This window comes from Mangrovicoccus sp. HB161399 (genome assembly GCF_013184745.1).
GTDB lineage: Bacteria > Pseudomonadota > Alphaproteobacteria > Rhodobacterales > Rhodobacteraceae > Mangrovicoccus.
The window spans coordinates 57,048-76,938 of sequence record NZ_JAATVU010000006.1 but is presented as its reverse complement, the minus strand read 5'-3'; the positions used below and the strand labels follow the sequence as shown (position 1 = coordinate 76,938).

Annotated in this window: 16 protein-coding genes, 1 pseudogene and 1 riboswitch; of the genes and pseudogenes, 13 read left to right on the top strand and 4 right to left on the bottom strand. The window is 67.3% G+C overall.

The annotated features are described in order from the left end of the window. On the top strand, positions 1-396 hold the full coding sequence (locus HCC78_RS04825; protein WP_172327610.1) for an ectoine synthase: 396 nt from the start codon (positions 1-3) through the stop codon (positions 394-396). Between the two features lie 2 nt (positions 397-398). Continuing rightward, positions 399-1,832: an aspartate kinase gene (locus HCC78_RS04820; protein WP_172327609.1), complete on the top strand. Its 1,434-nt coding sequence runs from the start codon at positions 399-401 to the stop codon at positions 1,830-1,832. A 95-nt stretch (positions 1,833-1,927) separates the two neighbouring features. Here HCC78_RS04820 and HCC78_RS04815 read toward each other — a convergent pair whose 3' ends face one another. Further along, positions 1,928-2,860 (bottom strand): NAD-dependent epimerase/dehydratase family protein, encoded by a 933-nt coding sequence (locus HCC78_RS04815; RefSeq protein ID WP_172327608.1) that lies wholly within the window; start codon positions 2,858-2,860, stop codon positions 1,928-1,930. Positions 2,861-3,193: 333 nt separating this feature from the next. Here HCC78_RS04815 and HCC78_RS04810 point away from each other — a divergent pair, with 333 nt between their 5' ends. The 7 genes from HCC78_RS04810 to HCC78_RS04780 all read left to right on the top strand — a co-directional run bounded on the left by HCC78_RS04810 (position 3,194) and on the right by HCC78_RS04780 (position 10,624). Further along, positions 3,194-3,841 carry a hypothetical protein gene (locus HCC78_RS04810; protein ID WP_172327607.1) on the top strand — a complete coding sequence of 216 codons (648 nt, stop codon included), beginning with the start codon at positions 3,194-3,196 and terminating at the stop codon, positions 3,839-3,841. Between the two features lie 24 nt (positions 3,842-3,865). Continuing rightward, positions 3,866-4,912 (top strand): hypothetical protein, encoded by a 1,047-nt coding sequence (locus tag HCC78_RS04805; RefSeq protein WP_172327606.1) that lies wholly within the window; start codon positions 3,866-3,868, stop codon positions 4,910-4,912. 16 nt (positions 4,913-4,928) lie between these two features. Continuing rightward, positions 4,929-6,626, top strand: a complete 1,698-nt coding sequence (locus HCC78_RS04800) for a peroxidase (protein ID WP_172327605.1) — start codon at positions 4,929-4,931, stop codon at positions 6,624-6,626. Positions 6,627-6,638: 12 nt separating this feature from the next. Continuing rightward, the gene (locus HCC78_RS04795; protein ID WP_253949032.1) at positions 6,639-7,994 is read left to right on the top strand and encodes a cytochrome P450; all 1,356 of its coding nucleotides are present in this window, start codon (positions 6,639-6,641) and stop codon (positions 7,992-7,994) included. Positions 7,995-8,003: 9 nt separating this feature from the next. Continuing rightward, positions 8,004-8,795: a glutathione S-transferase domain-containing protein gene (locus HCC78_RS04790; protein ID WP_172327604.1), complete on the top strand. Its 792-nt coding sequence runs from the start codon at positions 8,004-8,006 to the stop codon at positions 8,793-8,795. Between the two features lie 72 nt (positions 8,796-8,867). After that, a complete protein-coding gene (locus tag HCC78_RS04785; protein ID WP_172327603.1) occupies positions 8,868-9,827 on the top strand; it encodes a diacylglycerol kinase family protein in 960 nt (319 codons plus the stop codon). Continuing rightward, entirely contained in the window at positions 9,824-10,624 is an 801-nt protein-coding gene (locus HCC78_RS04780; RefSeq protein ID WP_172327602.1) for a metallophosphoesterase, read from the top strand. Before HCC78_RS04785 ends, HCC78_RS04780 begins: the two co-directional genes overlap by 4 nt. A gap of 97 nt (positions 10,625-10,721) precedes the next feature. Here HCC78_RS04780 and HCC78_RS04775 read toward each other — a convergent pair whose 3' ends face one another. Beyond that, positions 10,722-12,224 (bottom strand): CoA-acylating methylmalonate-semialdehyde dehydrogenase, encoded by a 1,503-nt coding sequence (locus HCC78_RS04775; RefSeq protein WP_172327601.1) that lies wholly within the window; start codon positions 12,222-12,224, stop codon positions 10,722-10,724. A 110-nt stretch (positions 12,225-12,334) separates the two neighbouring features. Between HCC78_RS04775 and HCC78_RS04770 the strand changes: the two genes are divergently transcribed. Then, the gene (locus HCC78_RS04770) at positions 12,335-13,222 is read left to right on the top strand and encodes a LysR family transcriptional regulator (protein ID WP_172327600.1); all 888 of its coding nucleotides are present in this window, start codon (positions 12,335-12,337) and stop codon (positions 13,220-13,222) included. Here the strand turns inward: HCC78_RS04770 and HCC78_RS04765 are convergent. Next, positions 13,219-13,917, bottom strand: a pseudogene (locus tag HCC78_RS04765) (IS5 family transposase). The gene HCC78_RS04770 and the pseudogene HCC78_RS04765 overlap by 4 nt on opposite strands. 722 nt (positions 13,918-14,639) lie before the next feature. Beyond that, positions 14,640-16,193, bottom strand: coding sequence for a sulfatase-like hydrolase/transferase (locus HCC78_RS04760; protein ID WP_172327599.1), 1,554 nt, complete (start codon positions 16,191-16,193; stop codon positions 14,640-14,642). 574 nt (positions 16,194-16,767) lie between these two features. After that, positions 16,768-16,873, top strand: a riboswitch (guanidine-I (ykkC/yxkD leader). Positions 16,874-16,958: 85 nt separating this feature from the next. Between HCC78_RS04760 and HCC78_RS04755 the strand changes: the two genes are divergently transcribed. The 3 genes from HCC78_RS04755 (at position 16,959) to HCC78_RS04745 (ending at position 19,812) form a co-directional block, all read left to right on the top strand. Then, on the top strand, positions 16,959-18,014 hold the full coding sequence (locus HCC78_RS04755; protein WP_172327598.1) for a putative urea ABC transporter substrate-binding protein: 1,056 nt from the start codon (positions 16,959-16,961) through the stop codon (positions 18,012-18,014). Between the two features lie 57 nt (positions 18,015-18,071). Then, positions 18,072-18,884 carry an ABC transporter permease gene (locus HCC78_RS04750; protein WP_172327597.1) on the top strand — a complete coding sequence of 271 codons (813 nt, stop codon included), beginning with the start codon at positions 18,072-18,074 and terminating at the stop codon, positions 18,882-18,884. A gap of 157 nt (positions 18,885-19,041) precedes the next feature. Next, complete coding sequence (locus HCC78_RS04745; RefSeq protein ID WP_172327596.1) at positions 19,042-19,812, top strand: ABC transporter ATP-binding protein; 771 nt, start codon at positions 19,042-19,044, stop codon at positions 19,810-19,812. The last annotated feature ends 79 nt before the right edge of the window (positions 19,813-19,891 follow it).

Here is a 19,891-nt window from a genome sequence, read left to right as displayed (position 1 = left end):
ATGATCGTGCGTGATTTCAACGAACTGAAGAACACCGACCGCGCTGTCTCGGATGCGCAGTGGACCTCGACCCGGATGCTCCTGGCCGATGACGGAATGGGCTTCTCCTTCCACATCACCGAACTGGAGACGGGCTCCGAGCACACCTTCGAGTACAAGCACCATTTCGAGAGCGTGTACTGCATGGCCGGCAAGGGCTCGATCACCGATCTGGGCACAGGGAAGACCCACCAGATCCGCCCGGGCGTCATGTATGCGCTGAACCTTCACGACCGCCACATCCTGCGGGCAGAAGAGAAGCTGGTCATGGCCTGCTGCTTCAACCCGCCGGTGACCGGCAAGGAAGTCCATCGCGAAGATGGCTCCTATGCCCCGGCGGAGGAACTTGCGGACTGACCATGGCCCATACTGTCGAGAAAATCGGCGGGACCTCCATGTCCCGCGTCAACGAGCTCCGCGACACGCTGTTCATCGGCGGCCGCGAGGGCAGCGACCTCTACGGCCGGATCTTCGTCGTTTCGGCCTTCGGGGGCATCACCAACCTGCTGCTCGAGCACAAGAAATCCGGCGAGCCGGGCGTCTACGCCCAGTTCGCCAACCAGGATACCGGCCATGGCTGGCATGATGCGCTGACCCGCGTCGCCGCCGCCATGCGCGAGGCGCACCGCGCCGTGCTTGAGCATCCCGGCGACATCGAGCAGGCCGACGCCTTCGTCTCCGAACGGATCGAGAGCGCGCGCAACTGCCTGATCGACCTGCAGCGGCTCTGCACCTATGCGCATTTCTCGCTTGCCGAGCACATGATGCAGACGCGCGAGCTGCTCTCGGGGATCGGCGAGGCGCATTCTGCCTTCGCCACCACGCTGATGCTGCGCCGCGCAGGCGTCAACGCCCGCTTCGTCGACCTGTCGGGCTGGCATGACAAGGGCGGCTTCAGCCTCGACCAGCGCATCGAGGGCGCTATGGAGGCAATCGACGCCGCCGCCGAGATGCCGATCGTCACCGGCTACGCGCAATGCGCCGAAGGGCTGATGCGCGAATTCGACCGCGGCTATTCCGAGGTGACCTTCTCGCGGCTGGCGGCCCTGACCGGCGCGCGCGAGGCGATCATCCACAAGGAATTCCACCTCAGCTCCGCCGACCCGAACCTGGTCGGGCAGGACGCCGTGCGCAAGCTCGGGCGGACCAACTACGACGTGGCCGACCAGCTGTCGAACATGGGGATGGAGGCGATCCACCCGAAGGCGGCCAAGACGCTGCGCCAGGCGGGCGTCCCGCTGCGCGTGACGAATGCCTTCGAGCCGGAGGATCCGGGCACGCTGATCGACGACCAGCCGGCCGAGACGGCAGCGGTGGAGATCGTCACCGGTCTCGACATCCTGTCGCTCGAGGTCTTCGAGCAGGACATGGTCGGGGTGAAGGGCTACGACGCCGCGATCCTGGAGACGCTGACGCGCCACGACGTGCGGATCATCTCCAAGGTCACCAACGCCAACACCATCACCCATTTCGTCGATGCCCCGATGAAGGTGATGAAGCGGGTGGAGAACGACCTGGTCAAGCTCTATCCCAATGCCGGCGTCTCCGTGCGTCCGCTGGCGCTGGCCTCCGCGATCGGCCGCGACCTGAACGGGCTGTCGGTGCTGACCCGCGGGCTGCAGGCGATTGCCGCGGCCGGGCTGGAAGCGCTCGGCGCCGCGCAGGGCCCGCGCAACGTGGACGTCCAGTTCATCCTGGAGCGCGAGGACCTCGCCCCGGTGATCAAGGCGCTGCACGGCGAGTATGTCGAAGGCGGCGAGGGCAAGGGCGGATCGCTGCGCGCGGTGGCCTGACGGGATCGCGCCACCGCAGGAACGCGGACGGCCTCCGGAGATGATCCGGAGGCCGTTCTGCATTCGGGGGGAAGGCGCCGCGCGCCCTCCCAGCGTCAATGGGCGGGCGCGACCTGCGACTGCACCCAATTCCAGCTTTCGGCGACGCCCTCGACCAGGGAGACTTTCGGAGACCAGGCGAAGGTCTCCTGCGCGCGGCCGATGTCGAGCACGATCCGCGGCACGTCATAGGCGCGGGCGACCTTGTAGGTCGGCTGGAAATCGCGGCCGGTGGCATGGCGCACGGCCTCGACGATCTCGTTGACCGAGGTGCCCTCGCCGGCGCCTGCATTGTACACGCCGCTGGCTTCGGAATTCAGCGCGGCCACGCAGATATCCGCCATGTCCTTGACGTAGATGAAGTCGCGCACCACGGTGCCGTCGCCCCAGACCTCCAGGTCCTCGCCGCGGGCGAGCTTCCACAGGTAGGTGCCGATGATCCCCTGGATGCCGGTATGGCCCTGGCGCGGGCCGTAGGGGTTGGATGCGCGCAGCACGACGGCGCTCAGGCCGTGCAGTTCCTGCTCCATGAAGATGTACTTCTCGATCGCCGACTTCACGATCCCGTAGGAGCTGATCGGGTTCTGAGGATGGTCCTCGCTGACCGGATCGGCCTGGGGCACGCCGTAGACCGTGCCGCCGGAAGAAAGGTAGACCAGCTTCCCGATGTTCATCTGGCGCAGCAGCTTCAGCAGCCGCACGCTGGATATCAGGTTGCCGGAAATGTCCGCCACCGGATCGATGTTGGATGTCGATGGGACCGTCGTGCTGGCGCAATGCATGACCGCATCGACGCCCTCGAGCGACTCGAGCAGCTGGAACGGATCGGAGAAATCTCCGAAGATGTACTCCACGCCGGGGAGCGGTTCCCTGAACGCTTCGGGCCTGCGGTCGAGGACGCGCACGGCCGTCCCCGCTGCCAGCAAGCCGTCAACGATATGAGACCCGATGAACCCGCACCCCCCGATGACAAGCACTTTCTTAGGCATTCTTGCTCTTTCATGACCTCGGCGGAAGGTTTGGCCTCCCGCAAATGGTTAATGCACGCATCTGCCGGAGGTCCTCGCTCGAATCCGGCCACGCAGCGGAACCGTAGCACACGGCATTTTTTGCTTCGCGTGGCGAAAGCGTCGCGCCGCGGCACAATGAATGGGTCAATCCCGGCATTCCCGCATTTCGCGCCGGATCTTCTGAACTTAACTCATTAGGAAAGTTGAGAAAGGTTTTGACGCTGCGTCATTTTCGTGGCTTCGTGAAACTGCCGCGATGTCCATCAGAGACACCCCAAAGATGCGGCGAAAACAAGCACAGGGAGGAGGCTGATGTCGAACGTCGCAGGCAAGGCCTATGCGATGAACGTGGTTACCCCGAGCAAGCCGCGGGTGACCTGGATCAACCGGGCCATATTCATGGCCTCGCGCGGTCTTCCGGAAAACCTGATGGGCCTTCTCGGACTGTCGCTCATCCATTTCGCCCGCTGGGTGATCGTGAAACGCGACCAGTGGCCGGATCTGGGGCAGGGGCCGCAGACGCTGCAGAATGACTACGTGCTGTTCTGCTCGAATTTCAACGGCACCTGGGACCAGTATATCGACGCCTTTTCCGACGGCATCCCGAACGGGCTGAACCTGTTCTGGTACAGCGCCTCGAAATATCCGCTGTCGATCCCGGTCACGCCCTTCAAGGACTACATCACCTACAACCAGATCGGCACCGACTACTATTACAACGCCACGCCCGGCGCGGCGCAGCGCGACGTCAAGGCGGCGCTCAGGGTGCGCGACACCCTGGCCGGCCTGGCCAAGGCGCATGCCGCGCAGGATCCGGAAACCTTCGCCAAGACCTGGAAGGCGGCCTTCCTGAAGCACCAGGGCGATCTCGGCGATCCGGGCTTCGGACCGGTGGCCAGCCTCGCGACCGAGCGGGCCGACGTCAACCGCGAGGCGATCCGCCGCGCGGCGACGGCCTGAAGCGCAGACCGGAGGGAGGACACCATGCCGGATCTCGATACGGGACATCTTTTCCTGACCTATCTCGTGCCGGTCCTGCCGGGCGGGCCGGAGCTTTCGGCCGAAGAGGTGGAGGCGGGCAACCACGTCATCAGCTACGAACAGCGGCTGAGGATCGCGCTGTCGATGCTGCCCACGGCGAAACAGTCGCCCGCGACCGAGGAAGCCGCGGAAATGAGCCCCTTCGCCCGCAACCTGCGCAACCATTTCGTGCGCATGTTCGTGCTGGAGGACGTGGTCTACAACGGCCGCGACGGACAGGACGCGCTGGTCTCCACCATAAAGGGGATCGACACGATCAACCCCCTGCCGGTCGACCGGCTCAACTGCCGCTACCTGGTCTTCACTGCCGATATCGACGCCATCGACGCGGACGGAAAGCCTCTGCCGGCCGAGCTGTCGGACGCGGAACAGGCCAAGGTGCGCGCCGCCTATGCCCAGCTCCTGTGGGACACGATGGGCACCGAGATCCGCGAGATCTTCGGCAACTGCATGGAGTTCGAGGGCAAAGTCGGCTCGGGGCCCCAATTCGCGGCCTATCTGGAGCGCTGCCATGTCGAGACGACCATGCCGTTCCACGACTACTACCTGACGCTGCCGGAGTTCCACCTGCTGCCGATCAAGGCGCTGATCGCCATCGTGGCGGTCCCGGCGGTGGTGGCGCTGGCGGCGGTCGTGCTGCGGCTGCTGGGCATGATCTCGCTCTTCGGCATGAGCCTGCTGTGGATCGCCGTCGCCGCGCTGGTGCTGACCGCGCTCGCCTTCGCCGTCGCGCTGCGCCAGACCATCGCCAACGGCAACAAGCCGCTGGCGCCGGCGAAGTACGACGACCTGCCCTCGGTGCTGAAATCGCTCTACCTGCAGCAGGCCTTCGCGAATTTCGCGGTGGAGACGCAGGGCGCGTCGCCGGACGAGCTGCATGCCGCCTTCGGCAGGTTCCTCGAGACGCATGCGCCGGGCGACAATGCCGCGCCGACCCAGCCCCCGGGGGTGATCTCCTGGGCGCATTCCCGGAAAACGACGGCGGCATGAAGGGACAAGAAACGCCATGACCCTCGATCTGAACCTTGCCGACATCCAGGGCAACGTGCCCCGCGCCTACGGCCGCTACTCCTTTCCCTTCGCGCGCTACTTCTTCTTCCAGATCCAGTCGCCCAGGCAGGGCCGCAAATTCGTCGAGCAGGTGCGCCGCCGCGTCACCACCGCGACGCCCTGGACCGCCGGGTCCAAGCCGAAATGCACCACCAACATCGCCTTCACCTTCATGGGGCTGTGGATGCTGGACCTGCCGGTGCGCACGCTGCAGGGCATGCCCGAGGATTTCGCCGAGGGCATGAAGGCGCGCGCCTTCATCCTGGGCGACCGCGACCAGACCCTGACCGAGGAGGAGGCGCAGCAAACCCATTGGTGCCGCCACTGGGATCCGATCTGGCAGGAAAACCGGCGCCCCGGCGCGGCGGGCAAGGGCGATGTCCATATCTGGATCTCGCTCAACGCCCAGACCGCCGGGCCCGCCGACCTGCTGACCCCGCATCCCGAGCTGGAGCGGCGCACCGACTGGCTGATCGGCCTGCCGGAGGCGATCGGCGGCGGCGTCACGCTGATCGCGAAGAACGGCAAGGACGGCGACCAGCCCTACCAGCCGGCCTCGGCCGTCTACCAGAATGTCGGCGGGATGATGCTGCCCACCCCGAAGGAGCATTTCGGCTTCACCGACGGGATCGGCAACCCGGTCTTCGAGGGCCAGTACGGCTCGGACCCGGACGCGATGCCGGTCACCGGCAACGGCAAGCTGGTGAAGGGCGCGAGCGGCAAGATCGAATGGCAGCCGCTGGCCACGGGCGAGTTCCTGCTCGGCCACCCGGACGAGAGCCAGGAGCTGCCGCCGACCTCGACCCCGCCGGAATTCATGCATAACGGCACCTTCATGGCCTACCGCAAGCTGCACGAGAACGTCTCGACCTTCCGTGAGGTGGTCGACGGCGAGGCGGCGCGCTTCGCCGGGATCATGGAGATCCCGGCCGACGAGGCGCGCGAGACCATACTCGCCAAGATGTGCGGCCGCTGGTCCGACGGGGTGCCGCTGTCCAAGGTGCCGACCTACCGCGAGTGGCGCGCCTTCCAGGAGGCCCGCGGCTGGGGCGGCGACAAGGCCGGCACGCTGGAGGGATTCCGCGCCAATCTCAAATACATCGGATCGCAGGAGGCCGCGGATTTCCGCTATGCCGACGACATGTCCGGGCTGAAATGTCCGGTCGGCGCGCATATGCGGCGGGTCAACACCCGCGACACTCTCGATCCGATGAACGCCTCCGGCGTCGATCCCGCGACCGGGGCGCAGCCCGGGAACCCGAACGCGACCTCGGCGCTGAACAACCGCCGCCGCATCCTGCGCCGCGGGCTGCCCTATGGCGGGCCCGAGCTGGGCACCGGCGACGACGAGACCGAACAGGGCGTGATCATGATGATCATGAGCGCCAACCTGTTCCGGCAGTTCGAATTCGTCCAGCAGCAATGGATCCAGTACGGGCTCGACTTCAACGAGGGCAACAACACCTGTCCGCTCCTGGGCAACCACGAGGTCCACAAGCGGCACCCGATCGCCTCCGATCCCACGTCCGGTAAGCCGCCTTATGTCATGTCGTCGCTGAAGACCTTCGTGGAGTGCCGCGGCGGCGACTATTTCTTCGTGCCCTCGATGACCGGCCTTCGCATGATCGCCATGGGCATCGTGGATCCGACCTGAGGGGGACGCGCCATGTACCAGAGAGCCAAAGCCATCCTCTGCGCCCTGATCCTGTGGCTGATGATCCTCGGCGAGGCGCTGGCCGCGCTGGCCTGGCTTGCGGCCAAGGGCGCCGCCGTCCTGGGCAGGGAGGGCAAGTCCGGGCTCGGCGCGTTCCTGACCGCGCCCGCGACCCAGATCCGGATCTTCCGCGTGCTCAGGGCCTTCCTGCCCAACCTGAGCATCGGCAAGGTGGTGATGAAATGCTACGGCAATACCGGCACGGCGGTGGTCACCCGCCGTGCCGACGTGCTCGACGTGCTCAACCGCAACGAGGAATTCGAGGTGGTCTACGGCACGCGGATGCGCAAGCTGACGGGCGGCGAGAACTTCTTTCTCGGCATGCAGCCCGGCTGGGACTACACCCGCGACACCTCGGCGATGCGGCTGGCGGCGCAGCGCACCGACGTCCTCGGCATCGTCGCGCCGCGGGCGCGCGAACTGTCCACCCGGATCGTCGCGGAATCTGGCGGGCGCATCGACCTGCCCGTCGACCTGGGCATGATGATTCCCTGGGACATGACGGAGCACTACTTCGGCGTCGGCGGCCAGCGCGAGCTGATGGAAAGCTGGACCACCACGCTGTTCTGGTACCTGTTCGAGGATCTGACCGCCGATCCGGCGCTGGATTCCCGCGCGATGAAGGATGCCGCGGAGCTGCGGGACTATCTCGACCGCGCCATCGCGGCACGCAAGGCCTCTGGAGAGCCCTGGGGCCACGTGATCCTCGACCGCTGCCTGGCGCTGCAATCCGCGGGCACGCCGGGGATGAGCGACCTGGGCATCCGCAACAACCTTCTGGGGCTGCTGATCGGCGCGATCCCGACGATCTCGAAGGCTTGCTGCCTTGCCATGGACGAGCTGCTGAACCGGCCCGAGGCGCTGGCCTCCGCCCATCAGGCGGCCGTCCGCGGCGACCATGCCGCCGTGGCCCAGCACATCTGGGAGGCGCTGCGCTTCAACCCGCACAACCCGGTGATCTACCGCCGCGCCACCCGCGACGCCTGGGTGGCGAAGGGCACGGCGCGGCAATGCCTGGTCAAGCGCGGGCAGATCGTCTTTGCCGCGACGCTCTCGGCGATGTTCGACCGCCACGAGATCGCCGACCCGAACGCCTTCCGCACCGACCGCCCCTGGGAGGATTACATCATCTGGGGCTACGGCATGCATGAATGCTTCGGCGCGGCGATCAACGCGGCGGTTATCCCCGAGATCCTGACGCCGCTCCTGGCGCAGAAGAACCTGCGCCGCGCACCGGGATCCGACGGCCAGGTGGATGGCGGCGGCACGCCCCATCCGCAGCATTTCCACCTCGAATTCGACGTCTGAGGCCGCGCGATGACCAGCCCGCTTCTCGTCACGCTGCTGCCTTCCACCGATGTCGACCTGGGCCGCTGGCTGATGGCCCATTACCAGCGGCCCTACACCGAGCGCCCGCACGCCCCGGTCTTCCACGTGCTCGCGCTGAAATGGTGGGGCATGGGCAAGGACGACTACCCGCTGCTGGTCTCGCCGGACCACAAGGAGAAGACCGGCACGATCGAGAAGCTGGTCGCCAAGCTGGAGGCCGAGGCGCCGCCCGAGCTGAAGCTCATGCCCGACAAGGCCAGCGAACCGGGGCTCTGGGAGCAGGTCGACAAGATCCAGCACGACGCCCGATGGGTGACCGGAGGGGCGGTGGTGAACTGGTCCTACTGGAACTTCCTGAAGAAGAAATCCGTGGTCTGGCCCTCGATCACCACCGGGGTGCCGTGGTGGGAGCACGCGTTCCTGCTGGTGGGCTTCGGGCTGGTGCGGACGCTGATGTACAAGGGGCTGAAGCTCGACCAGTCGGCCGCGGACGAGTCCCTGAAGCAGATCGAGAAGGGCTTCGACACGCTTGACGCGCTTCTGTCGGACGGGCGGGAGTACCTGGTGGGCGGACGGCTGAGCTTTGCCGACCTCGCCGTCGCGGCCTCGCTGGCGCCGATGGTTCTGGCGCAGGGCTATCACGGCATGCTCCCCGACCAGGCGCGCTGTCCGGTGGAGATGCAGGAGGTCTATGTCCGGCTGCGCCAGCGGCCCACGGGGCTGTTCATCCAGCGCATCTATGACCGGCACCGGGCATTGGCGCAGGGCGGCCCCCGCTGATTTTCGCGGAACCGGGAAACGAAACCGCATGTCCGGGCGTTCATCTGCGTGCAGCAACCCGCGAGGCGTGCGATGACCGACCAGACCCTGGCCCTGCAAGCCCCCGTGCCGCTCGAGGCGGCGGAACCGCAGCGGATCGCGGTGGTGATGAACCGCAAGTCCGGCACCAATTCGCGCGACCGCGATGCCGTCGACCGCGCGATGGAAGTTTTCGGCCGCGACCGCGCCACGCTCTACCACTGGGCGCCGAAGAAGAAGCAGCCGATCGCCGAGGTGGTCGGCCGCGCGCTGGAGGACGGCGCCGACACGGTGGTGGCCGCGGGCGGCGACGGCACGGCCATGGCAGTGGCGGGCGCGATGCTGGGCAAGCCCGCCGCCTTCGCGGTGCTCCCGCTGGGGACCTTCAACTATTTCGCCCGCGGACTGGGGCTGGACGAGGATCCGGCGGGGGCAGCGCAGGGCATCCTGAACTCCCGCGCCCACCCGATCCGGGTCGGACAGGTCAACGGCACGGTCTTCCTCAACAACGCCTCGCTCGGCATCTACCCGGCGGTCCTGAAGCAGCGCGAAAGCGTCTATGCCCGCTACGGCCGCCGCCGGATCATGGCGCATTGGTCGCTCCTGCGGACCTTCCTGAAATTCCAGCGGCCGATGCGGCTGACGATCGACGCCGACTGCGAGCGCTTCGAGACGCGCACCCCGCTGCTCTTCGTGTCGCGCTCCGCCTACCAGCTGGAAACCTTCGGGCTGGAGGGCGCAGGCGCGATCGGCAAGGACGCCTTCGCGGTGCTGATCGGCAAGGGCAGGACCCGCGCGGACCTGTTCCGCACGGCACTGCGGCTCTGCACCCAGACCGCGCAGGAGGGCCGCGACTACGACTTCATCGAGGCCCGCAGCCTGACCGTCGTCTCGGCCAAGAAGAAGACGCTGCTGGCCTATGACGGCGAGAAGGGGCTGGCCCCCTCGCCCTTCGAATTCCGGATGTCGGACGCGGCGCTGACCATCCGCCTGCCGAGGGAGGCGCCGGCGTGAGACGCATCGTCCATATCTCCGACCTGCATTACGGCCGCGTCGATCCCGCGCTGGAGCAGCCGCTGGCCGAGACGATCCACGGGCTTGCCCCCGATCTGCTGGTGGTCTCGGGCGACCTGACCCAGCGGGCGCGCAAGGGCCAGTTCGAGGCCGCCGCCGCCTTCCTAGACTACCTGCCGAAGCCGCAGCTGGTGGTGCCGGGCAATCACGACACGCCGCTCGACAATCTCTGGGTCCGCTTCGCCAGCCCCTTCGGCCGCTACCGCCGCCATATCTGCAATGACCTGGAGCCGGTGCACCGCGACGGCGAAATGGTGGTGGTCGGCGTCAACACGGTGAACCGCTATTCGTGGCAGCGCGGGCGGATCGGCAAGACGCGGCTGCGGCGGCTTTCGGCGCGGCTGGCGGATTCCGGGGACAAGCTGCGCATCGCGGTGCTGCACCACCCGCTGGAGCACGGGCCCGAAACGGAGAAGCGGCTGATGCGGGGGGCGCGGGAAACGCTGGAGGAACTGTCGGCCTGCGGCGCGGATGTCGTGCTGTCGGGCCACCTGCACACGGCCTCGGCCGAGCCGTTCCGCGCGGTGCCCGACCTCCTCTTCGTGCAGGCGGGGACCGTGCTGTCCACGCGGCTCCGCCATGACGAGCCGAACACCTTCAACCAGCTCGACCATGACGGCGACATGCTCTCGGTCACGACCTGGGCGGCGCAGCAGGGCGGCTTCGCCCCGGTGGCGCGCTCGGACTGGCGGCAGGGCGCGGATGGCTGGCACCGGATCGCCAAGGCGGCCGAATAGGCCGCGCATGAAAAAAGGCGCCATCCGCAAGGGATGGCGCCAGTAATCCGCCGGGCGCAAAGGGAGGAGGAGCGGCCGGCGAAGGGAGGAGAGGGTATCAGCCGAGCGTCGGCATGGTGAACTCGGCATCGGTGCGGATGCCGGTCGGCCAGCGCTGGGTCGTGGTCTTGATGCGGGTGTAGAAGCGGATGCCTTCCATGCCGTGCATCGAGTGGTCGCCGAACAGCGAGGCTTTCCAGCCGCCGAAGCTGTGGAAGGCCATCGGAACCGGGATCGGAACGTTCACGCCGATCATGCCGACTTCGATGTCCTGCGCGAAGTTGCGCGCGGTATCGCCGTCGCGGGTGAAGATCGCGGTGCCGTTTGCGAATTCGCACTGGCCGATCAGGTCCACGGCTTCCTGGTAGGAGTTCTTGCGGACGACCGAGAGGACCGGGCCGAAGATCTCTTCCTTCCAGACCTTCATCTCGTCGGTCACGTTGTCGATCAGCGTGCCGCCGACATAGAAGCCGTTCTCGTAGCCCTGCTTGTCCTGCTTGAAGTCGCGCCCGTCGACGACGATCTTGGCGCCCTCGGCTTCGGCGCTGTCGACATAGCCCTTGATGCGCTCCATCGAGGCCTGGGTGACGATCGGGCCCATTTCCGATTCCTTGTCGGTGGCCGGGCCGATCTTCAGCGCCTTGATCTTCGGGATCATCTTCTCGATCATCGCGTCGGCGACGGCGTCAGTGACCGGAACCGCAACCGAGATCGCCATGCAGCGCTCGCCGGCCGAGCCGAAGGCCGCGCCCATCAGCGCGTTTACCGCCATGTCGATATCCGCGTCGGGCATGATGATCGCGTGGTTCTTCGCGCCGCCCAGGGCCTGGACCCGCTTGCCGTTGGCACAGCCGGTGGCGTGGATGTACTGCGCGATCGGGGTCGAGCCGACGAAGGAGATCGCCTTGACATCCGGATGCTCCAGCAGCGTGTCGACTGCCAGCTTGTCGCCTTGCACGACGTTGAAGACGCCTGCCGGAACGCCTGCCTCGGTCAGCCATTCCGCGATCAGCAGCGAGGCGGACGGGTCGCGCTCGGAGGGCTTCAGGATGAAGGTGTTGCCGCAGGCCAGCGCGACCGGGAACATCCACATCGGCACCATGGCCGGGAAGTTGAACGGGGTGATGCCCGCAACCACGCCGAGCGACTGGCGGATGTTGTAGCTGTCGACGCCGGTGCCGACGTTTTCGGAGAAGTCGCCCTTCAGGTGGGTCGGCACGCCGATGGCGAATTCCACGACTTCGAGACCGCGGGTCACTTCGCCCAGGGCGTCGTCATGGGTCTTGCCGTGCTCGGCGGAGATGGCGGCGGCCAGCTCGTCGCCGCGCTCCCACAGGATGTTCTTGAACTTGTCGAGGATGCGCGCACGGCGCAGCGACGGGGTCTTCGACCATGCCGGCCAGGCCGCTTTTGCGGAGGCGACGGCGGCGTTGACTTCTTCGACCGATGCCAGGGCGACGGTCTTCTCGGCTTCGCCGGTGGCCGGGTTGAAGACCGGCTGGTTGCGGCCGGAGGTGGAGGCGACCTTTGCGCCGTCGATGTAGTGTGCGATCTCGGACATGAACTCTCTCCCTTCGTGTCGAGGTTGAGCCCGGTTTACGTTTGCAAAACCGCAAAAGAAACGGCAAAGATCTGAGAGTGGTTATGCATATTTGCATAATGGAGGCATGAATGGACTGGGAAGACGCGCGGATGTTCCTGACCGTGGCGCGGGAAGGACAGCTTCTGGGGGCGGCGAAGCGGCTGGGAGTGAACCAGGCGACGCTGTCGCGGCGGCTCACCCATCTGGAGCGCAACCTCCAGGCCACTTTGGTGGTGCGCGGACCTCAAGGCTGCGCGCTGACCGAGGAGGGCCAGTCGCTGATGGCGCGGATCGAGCGCGCCGAGACCGCCATGCAGGAAGGCGAGGCGCTGTTCCGCGGCCGCGCGGCAAAGCTCTCGGGCACGGTGCGGATCGGCGCGCCGGACGGGTTCGGCGTGCAGTTCCTCGCCCCGCGCCTCGGCATCCTCGCCCGCCGCCATCCCGAGCTGCGGGTTGAGCTGGTGCCGGTGCCCCGCGCCTTCTCTTTGTCTCAGCGCGAGGCGGACGTCGCCATCCTCGTCGGCCGCCCCGAACGCGGCCGCGCCGTCGCGGCGAAGCTGACCGACTACAGCCTCGGCCTCTATGCCTCGCACCGCTATCTCGCCGCCGCCGGGACACCCGCGGCGGCCGCCGACCTGAAGGATCACCGGCTGGTCGGCAACGTCGAGGACCTGGTCTCGGCGCCGGGGCTCGACTACGTCACCGAGTTCTTCGGCGAGACCCGCCCGACCATCGCGATCTCCACGGCCTTCGGCCAGCTTGAGGCGGTGCGCGGCGGCGCCGGGATCGGCGTGCTGCACGACTTCATCGTCGGCGACGATCCGGGCCTGGCACGGGTGTTGCCGGAGATGACCGTCACCCGCTCCTACTGGCTGGCCTATCACGAGAGCCTGCGCGCCATCCACCGCGTGCAGGCAGTGGTGGAGTTCATCCGCAGCCAGGTGGCCGCCGCCGGGGACTGGCAGCGCAGCCGCTAGGAAGCGGACTCATAAGACCTGAGCGAGAGGCGTGGTGGTGCGAGGAGGACGGCGGAGAGGCAATTGCGGGCAGTCTTCTCGCGTCGTGTCGCGATCTTTCGGAAATGCTTGAGCTTGTTGAAAAACCGCTCGATGAGATTGCGTGGTCGATAGAGCGCGGCATCGACCGAACGCTGAACCTTGCGGTCACGCTGCGCGGGGATGTGGCCCCGCCCGCCATGGGCTGCCGGGAGATCGCCGACTGCAGCCCTGCCGGAGGCCTGCCCCCGGTGAGAGAGCGATCGCCACCGGCAGGCCACGATGCTCGACCATCGCGTTGATCTTGGTGCTCAGTCCGCCACGAGAATGGCCAATGGCATGATCCTCGCCCCCATTTTGCCCGCGGCTGCGTGCTGGCGGGCGCGGATGGCCGAGCTGTCGACGAACTGCATGCTGTCGGGAGATTTTTCCGAAATGGTTTCGAAGACCTGCACCCAGACACCCGCCTTGGCCCAGACGTTGTGGACGGTGGCGTGGGGGCCGTAGCGTTCGGGCAAGTCGCGCCAGGGCGAACCGGTCCTGAGCACCCTGAAGATCCCGTTCAGCACCCGCCGGTCATCCAGCCGCGCCACCCCGCGCGGCTTATTGGGCGGCCTATTGGGCAGGAGGATCTGGATCATCCCGCTTTCGAAATCGGTCAGATCGAAACGTGCCATGCCCACCGCCATCGCAGGAAGTGAATCATCGACCGATGGCATGGGAAATCCCCTTTATGGGTTCAGCGGCCAGGGACGGAGCAGCATGATTTCGGTCGGCCTGTGCGGTTCTTGACCGCTCCCGGATACGCGCGCCGGAGGACCGGTTCCGGCTTGCCGACCGAGGCGGATCAAAATTCGGTCCTCGGGACCACATGCCTGCCGGACCTGATGAACCCGGTCCGTCCCGCTTGCGGGACGACAGCCCACGAATGGTCCCTTCCCGCCCGCGCAAGGCATGGACGCCAAGCTCGGTGCCCTTTCCGACCGCATGGAGCGCCTTCTGCCTCGGCGCTGGCCGGGCCAGCGGTTGCAGGGCGGGCCCCTGGCCTCTCCACCGCACTTGGGCCGGGGCGCCGTGGACAGCGGCATTGGCTTGAGCTGGATGCGCCGGACGGCCGCGCCTGCGGCCCGTCGCGGGCATGCCGCAACGACGCCATTCCGAACAGCCCGCGCAACGGAACGCGCCGCCGTTGGACCCGGGGCATGCCCCGACGACCCGAGGACCAGCGCAACATCCGGGCCGCCATTGCCGCTGCCCAGCCATCTCCTTGCCGGCCATTGTCCTTGCGGCTGCAGCTGCGTTCTCCGCTGCCCCGCGCGGTTCCGGAGCACGGCATGGAAACGCCTCCGGAGCGTGCTCCGGAGGCGTTCGAATGTCCCATCGGCAGCGTGCCGGAGCCCTACTGCGGCGGGGGAGCGGCCTGCATGATGGTCCGCGACATGTCCTCGACCGAGGTCGAGAAGCTCGCGATGCGCGGCGGGAAGGCCTCGAAGGAGGCGACGAACTCGTTGACCAGTCCCAGCGCCGGGCCGATCGCCCAGGAGCGGTTCTCCTGCCATTCGTCGAAGCCGCGCGCCTCGTGGAACCGCTCGAACGGGTCGAGGTCGAGCCGGGTGATCAGCGGCGAGGTCATCTCGTACTGCTGGCCGTTGAACCAGCGGTCCTGGCTGGTGAACAGGAACTTCCATTCGCCATAGCGCAGCCCGTGGAAGGTCGTCTCGGTGAAGAAGAAGAACTCCTTGCGGTTCGACGGGCCCTCCTTCTTCAGCATCGGCGTCTGGTCGTAGCCGTCGAGATGGACCTTGTAGGTCCTGCCGCCGATATCGGTGCCTTCCAGCAGTTCCTGCTTCAGCTCGGGCTCGCCCAGCTGGGACATGATCGTGGGAATCCAGTCCTCCATCGTCATCAGCTCGCCCGTGGTGGTGCCCGAGGGGATCAGGCCCGGCCATTTGACCATCATCGGCACCTTGAAGCCGCCCTCGTAGCCGCCGACGCCCTTCTCGCCGCGGAAGGGCTGGTTGCCGCCGTCGGGCCAGGAATTCGAGGCCGCGCCATTGTCGGTCGAGAACATGACCATGGTGTTGTCGGCGATGCCCAGCTCGTCGAGCAAGCCCAGGAGCTCGCCCACGTCGTCATCCAGCTCCACCATGCCGTCGGCATAGACGTTGCCGAGCCCGGTGATGCCGTCATAGTGCTCGTCCAGGTTCGTGCGGTAATGCATCCGCGTAGCGTTGTGCCAGACGAAGAACGGCTCGCCCGCCTCCGCCGCCTCGGTGATGAAGCGCTTGCTCTCCTCAAGCACGTCCTGGTCGATATGGCGCTGGACATCCTGGCCGAAGGGGCCGAGATCCTCGATCTCCTGCCCGCCATCGGCGGTGGCGAAGCTGTGGATCATGCCGCGCTGCCCCATTCCCGCGGCTTCCAGCGCCTCGGCGGGATAGTCTGGCTGTTCGGTATATTCGCCGGCATTGAGATGGTAGAGGATGCCGAAGAACTCGTCGAAGCCATGGTTGGTCGGCAGGTGTTCGTCCCTGTCGCCCAGATGGTTCTTGCCGAACTGCCCGGTGCGGTAGCCCAGCGGCTTCAGCATCTCGGCGAGGGTCGGATCCTCGGTGGACAGGCCCTGCGGCGCGCCCGGCAGGCCGACCGTCGAAAGGCCGACGCGCAGCGGGTACTGCCCGGTAATGAAGGCCGCGCGCCCGGCCGTGCAGGAGGCCTGGGCATAGTGATCCATGAACAGCATGCCCTCGGCGGCGATCCGGTCGATGTTCGGCGTCTCGCCCGCCATCATGCCGCGGTGGTAGGCGGAGATGTTCCACATCCCCACGTCATCGCCCCAGATCACCAGGATATTCGGGCGGGGCGCGTCCTGCGCCGCAGCGGCTGCGCCGATGCCCGCAGCCAGGGCCGCGCAGGCAAGGGCCCGGGCGGCAAGTCGTCTTGGACCGGTCATTGGAAATTTCTCCTCCCAAGCGGATCGGCATGGCCCGGAGGGAGCCGCCGCATCCGAAATTCCGAAATGAACACCAACACTTGTCAACGTTTCCAGCCACAGTTGAAGCCCGGCGCCGCCATCGGTCAAGTGAAGTTTCCAAGTCGCGTCCGGCAGGCGGAGCGGCGCCCCGCGCCCGCTGCCACTTCCGCGGTTGCGGCAGGCCGGCCTGCAATCTGCAGGACATCCCCGGCGCCGCCAAGCATGCGCCCGCAGGACCCGCGCGGCGCCCGCACCGCGCGCCGGACACATCGGCAACCGCATCGCCCGCCCCGGCCGTCTCCGGCAGGCGATGGCGCGCCGCCGGACCCCGCTCCGGGGAGATTCGGGCCGGCGCCCGCCCCGGCCGGCCGGACCCGAGGGCGCGCCGCGGCGGCGCCTTTCCGGGCGGAATTTCCCTTCCCGCAGCCCCGCCCTGCCCAATCCGGCAGCCCCGCACGCGCATTCCCGCCCAAATTCGCGGCAGCGGGGAGCGAAAGCGCTGTCGCGGGGACAAGGACCTTGCCCGGCGGCAAGCGCCGCGGCTTTGCTGGAGGTGCAGGGTGCTTAGGGTTCCGGTCGGGTTCGATGTCTGGTCCGAGAAGCGCCGCCAGCGCGGCAAATTCCGCGCAGGTACACGGCGGGCCAAAATCCCGGGAGAGTACTGCGTTGGTTCGCCCGCGCTTCTTCTCTTCGTTCCGCCCGCGATCCATCACGACCATTGGCGGAACGACAGGGAGCTGGAAGATGCTGAAGACGACGATTCTGTCCGCGACGATCCTTGCCGCCGCCCTCGGCGCACCGGCCATGGCCGCGGAGAAGACCGATTTCAAGATCGCCTGGTCAATCTATGTGGGCTGGATGCCCTGGGGCTATCTCGCCGACTCGGGCATCATGGACAAATGGGCGGAGAAATACGGCATCTCCGTCGATATCGTGCAGATCAACGACTACGTGGAGTCGATCAACCAGTACACCGCCGGGCAGTTCGACGGGGTCTCGGCAACCAACATGGACACGCTGTCAATCCCCGCGGGCGGCGGCGTCGACACCACCGCATTGATCATCGGCGACTATTCCAACGGCAATGACGCGGTGATCCTGAAGGGCGAGGGCACGATCGCCGACCTCGTGGGCAAGCCAGTGAACCTGGTGGAGCTGTCGGTCTCGCATTACCTGCTGGCGCGCGGCCTCGACAGCGTCGGGCTGGCCGAGTCCGACCTCGACGGCGTGGTGAACACCTCGGATGCCGACATGATCGCCGCCTATGCCGCGCCCGAGGTGCAGGCCGTGGTGACCTGGAACCCGCTGGTCTCGGAAATCCTGTCCTCCAACCCCGATGCCAACAACGTCTTCGACAGCTCGCAGATCCCCGGCGAGATTCTCGACCTGATGGTGGTCAACACCGGGACGCTGGCCGACAATCCCGATTTCGGCAAGGCGCTGGCCGGGGCCTGGTACGAGCTGATGGGACTGATGAAGGCGGGCGACGAGGACGTTCTGACCGCCATGGCCGAGGCCTCGGGCACCGATCTGGAGGGCTACAAGGCGCAGCTCGCCGCGACCGAGATGTTCTACGACCCGGCCGCTGCCGTCGCCCAGGCCGAGGCGGAGGACCTGCCCGAGACGATGGCCAATGTCGCGGAGTTCCTCTTCGACAAGGGCATCCTCGGCGTCGGCGCGCCCTCGGCGGATTTCGTCGGGGTGGAATATCCCGGCGGAACGGTCACCGGCGACAGCGCGAACGTGAAGTTCCGCTTCGACGCGACGTACATGCAGATGGCTGCGGACGGCGCCCTCTGATCCCGCCCCGCCCCGGCGCACAGCCGGGGCCTCCCCCGCTTTCCGGAGGACTGCCCCATGCGACTGATCAACCGCGTCCCGTCGCGGCCCGTCGGCCTGATGCTCGGCGCCCTGCCCTTCGTGGCGATCATCCTCGCCTACGTCGCCGGCTCGGAAATCCGCCTCGCTGCCAACCCGGCCGACAAGCTTCTGCCCGCGCTCGACACGATCCGCGAGACCGCCGCGCGGCTCTTCACCGAGACCGACAAGCGCTCGGGCGACATCCTGCTGTGGCAGGACACCTTCGCCAGCCTGCGGCGGCTGTTCCTCGGCGTCGGCATCTCGGCGCTGCTGTCCCTGTCGATCGGCATGGCGATCGGGCTGCTGCCCTATGCCAGGAAGGGCCTGACCGGCTTCGTCGCCGTGCTGTCAATGGTGCCGCCGCTGGCGCTGCTGCCGATCCTCTTCATCGTCTTCGGCCTCGGCGAAGTGTCGAAGGTCGTGCTGATCGTCATCGGCATCACCCCCTTCATGACCCGCGACCTCAGCCAGCGGGTGCTCGACATTCCGGTCGAGCAGATCGTCAAGGCGCAGACGCTGGGAGCATCGAGCTTCGTCATCGCGCTGCGCGTGGCGCTGCCGCAGGTGCTGCCGCGGCTGATCTCCGCCGTGCGGCTCTCCCTCGGCTCGGCCTGGCTCTTCCTGATCGCGGCCGAGGCGGTGGCGGCGGATGTCGGGCTCGGCTACCGCATCTTCCTGGTGCGCCGCTATCTCGCGATGGACATCATCCTGACCTACGTGATCTGGATCACGCTCCTGGCCTTCGTCATCGACTGGGTGCTGAAGCGCATCTCCGAGCGGGCCTTCCCCTGGATGGGAGCAGGCCTGTGACCGCAAGTTCCGTTCCCGCCGAAACCGGGCTGCGCCCCGTCCTTGCCAGGGAAGCGCCGTCCGCCGCTGGCACGTTGCCGAAGCGCCGGGGCGCCAGCGCAGGGGATCCGTCCTGCACGCCCGCCGCGCGCAAGCCCCTGGGAAAGGAGACCCGCCGATGAGCTTCGTCACCGTCCGCGACGTCTGGCAATCCTACGATGGCCGCCCGATCCTCGAACGCGTCAATCTCGATGTCGATGAGGGCGAATTCGTCTCCATCGTCGGCGCCTCCGGCTGCGGCAAGTCCACCTTCCTGCGGCTGCTGCTGGCGCAGGAACAGCCCACCCGCGGCGCGATCCGCATCGACGGCGGCCACCGCGCCCGCGAACCGGGGCGCGAGCGCGGCGTCGTGTTCCAGCGCTACTCGGTCTTCCCGCACATGACGGTGCGCGACAACATCGTCGCGGGCGAGGCCTTCGACACGCACTGGGGCCGGTTCCGCGGTGCCAAGCTGACGGCCGCGCGCGAACGCGCCGACGCAATCCTCGACCGGATCGGCCTTTCCCACGTGGCGCAGAACTACCCGGCGACGCTCTCGGGCGGGATGCAGCAGCGGCTCGCCATCGGCCAGGCGCTGGCGGCACGGCCGCGCATCCTGCTGCTCGACGAGCCCTTCGGCGCGCTCGATCCCGGCACGCGCATCCAGATGCACGACTTCCTGACGGAACTGCGCGCGGAAACCCCGATGACCGTCTTCATGGTCACCCATGACCTCGGCGAGGGCTTCAAGCTGGGCGACCGGGTGCTGGTCTTCGACAAGCCTCGCTGGGATCCGCAGGACCCGGCCGCCTTCGGCGCCACCATCACCTACGATTTCGATGCCCGCCAGGGCGGCATCCCCTTCCAGGGGCTGCTCGACAAGTATCCCTCGCTCCGCGCCGCGGAGTGAGAACAAGGCCCGCGCGCGACCCCGGACCCTCCGCGCGGGCCTCGCCAAGGTCCGGACCCAAAGGGGGCAGGCCCCCGCA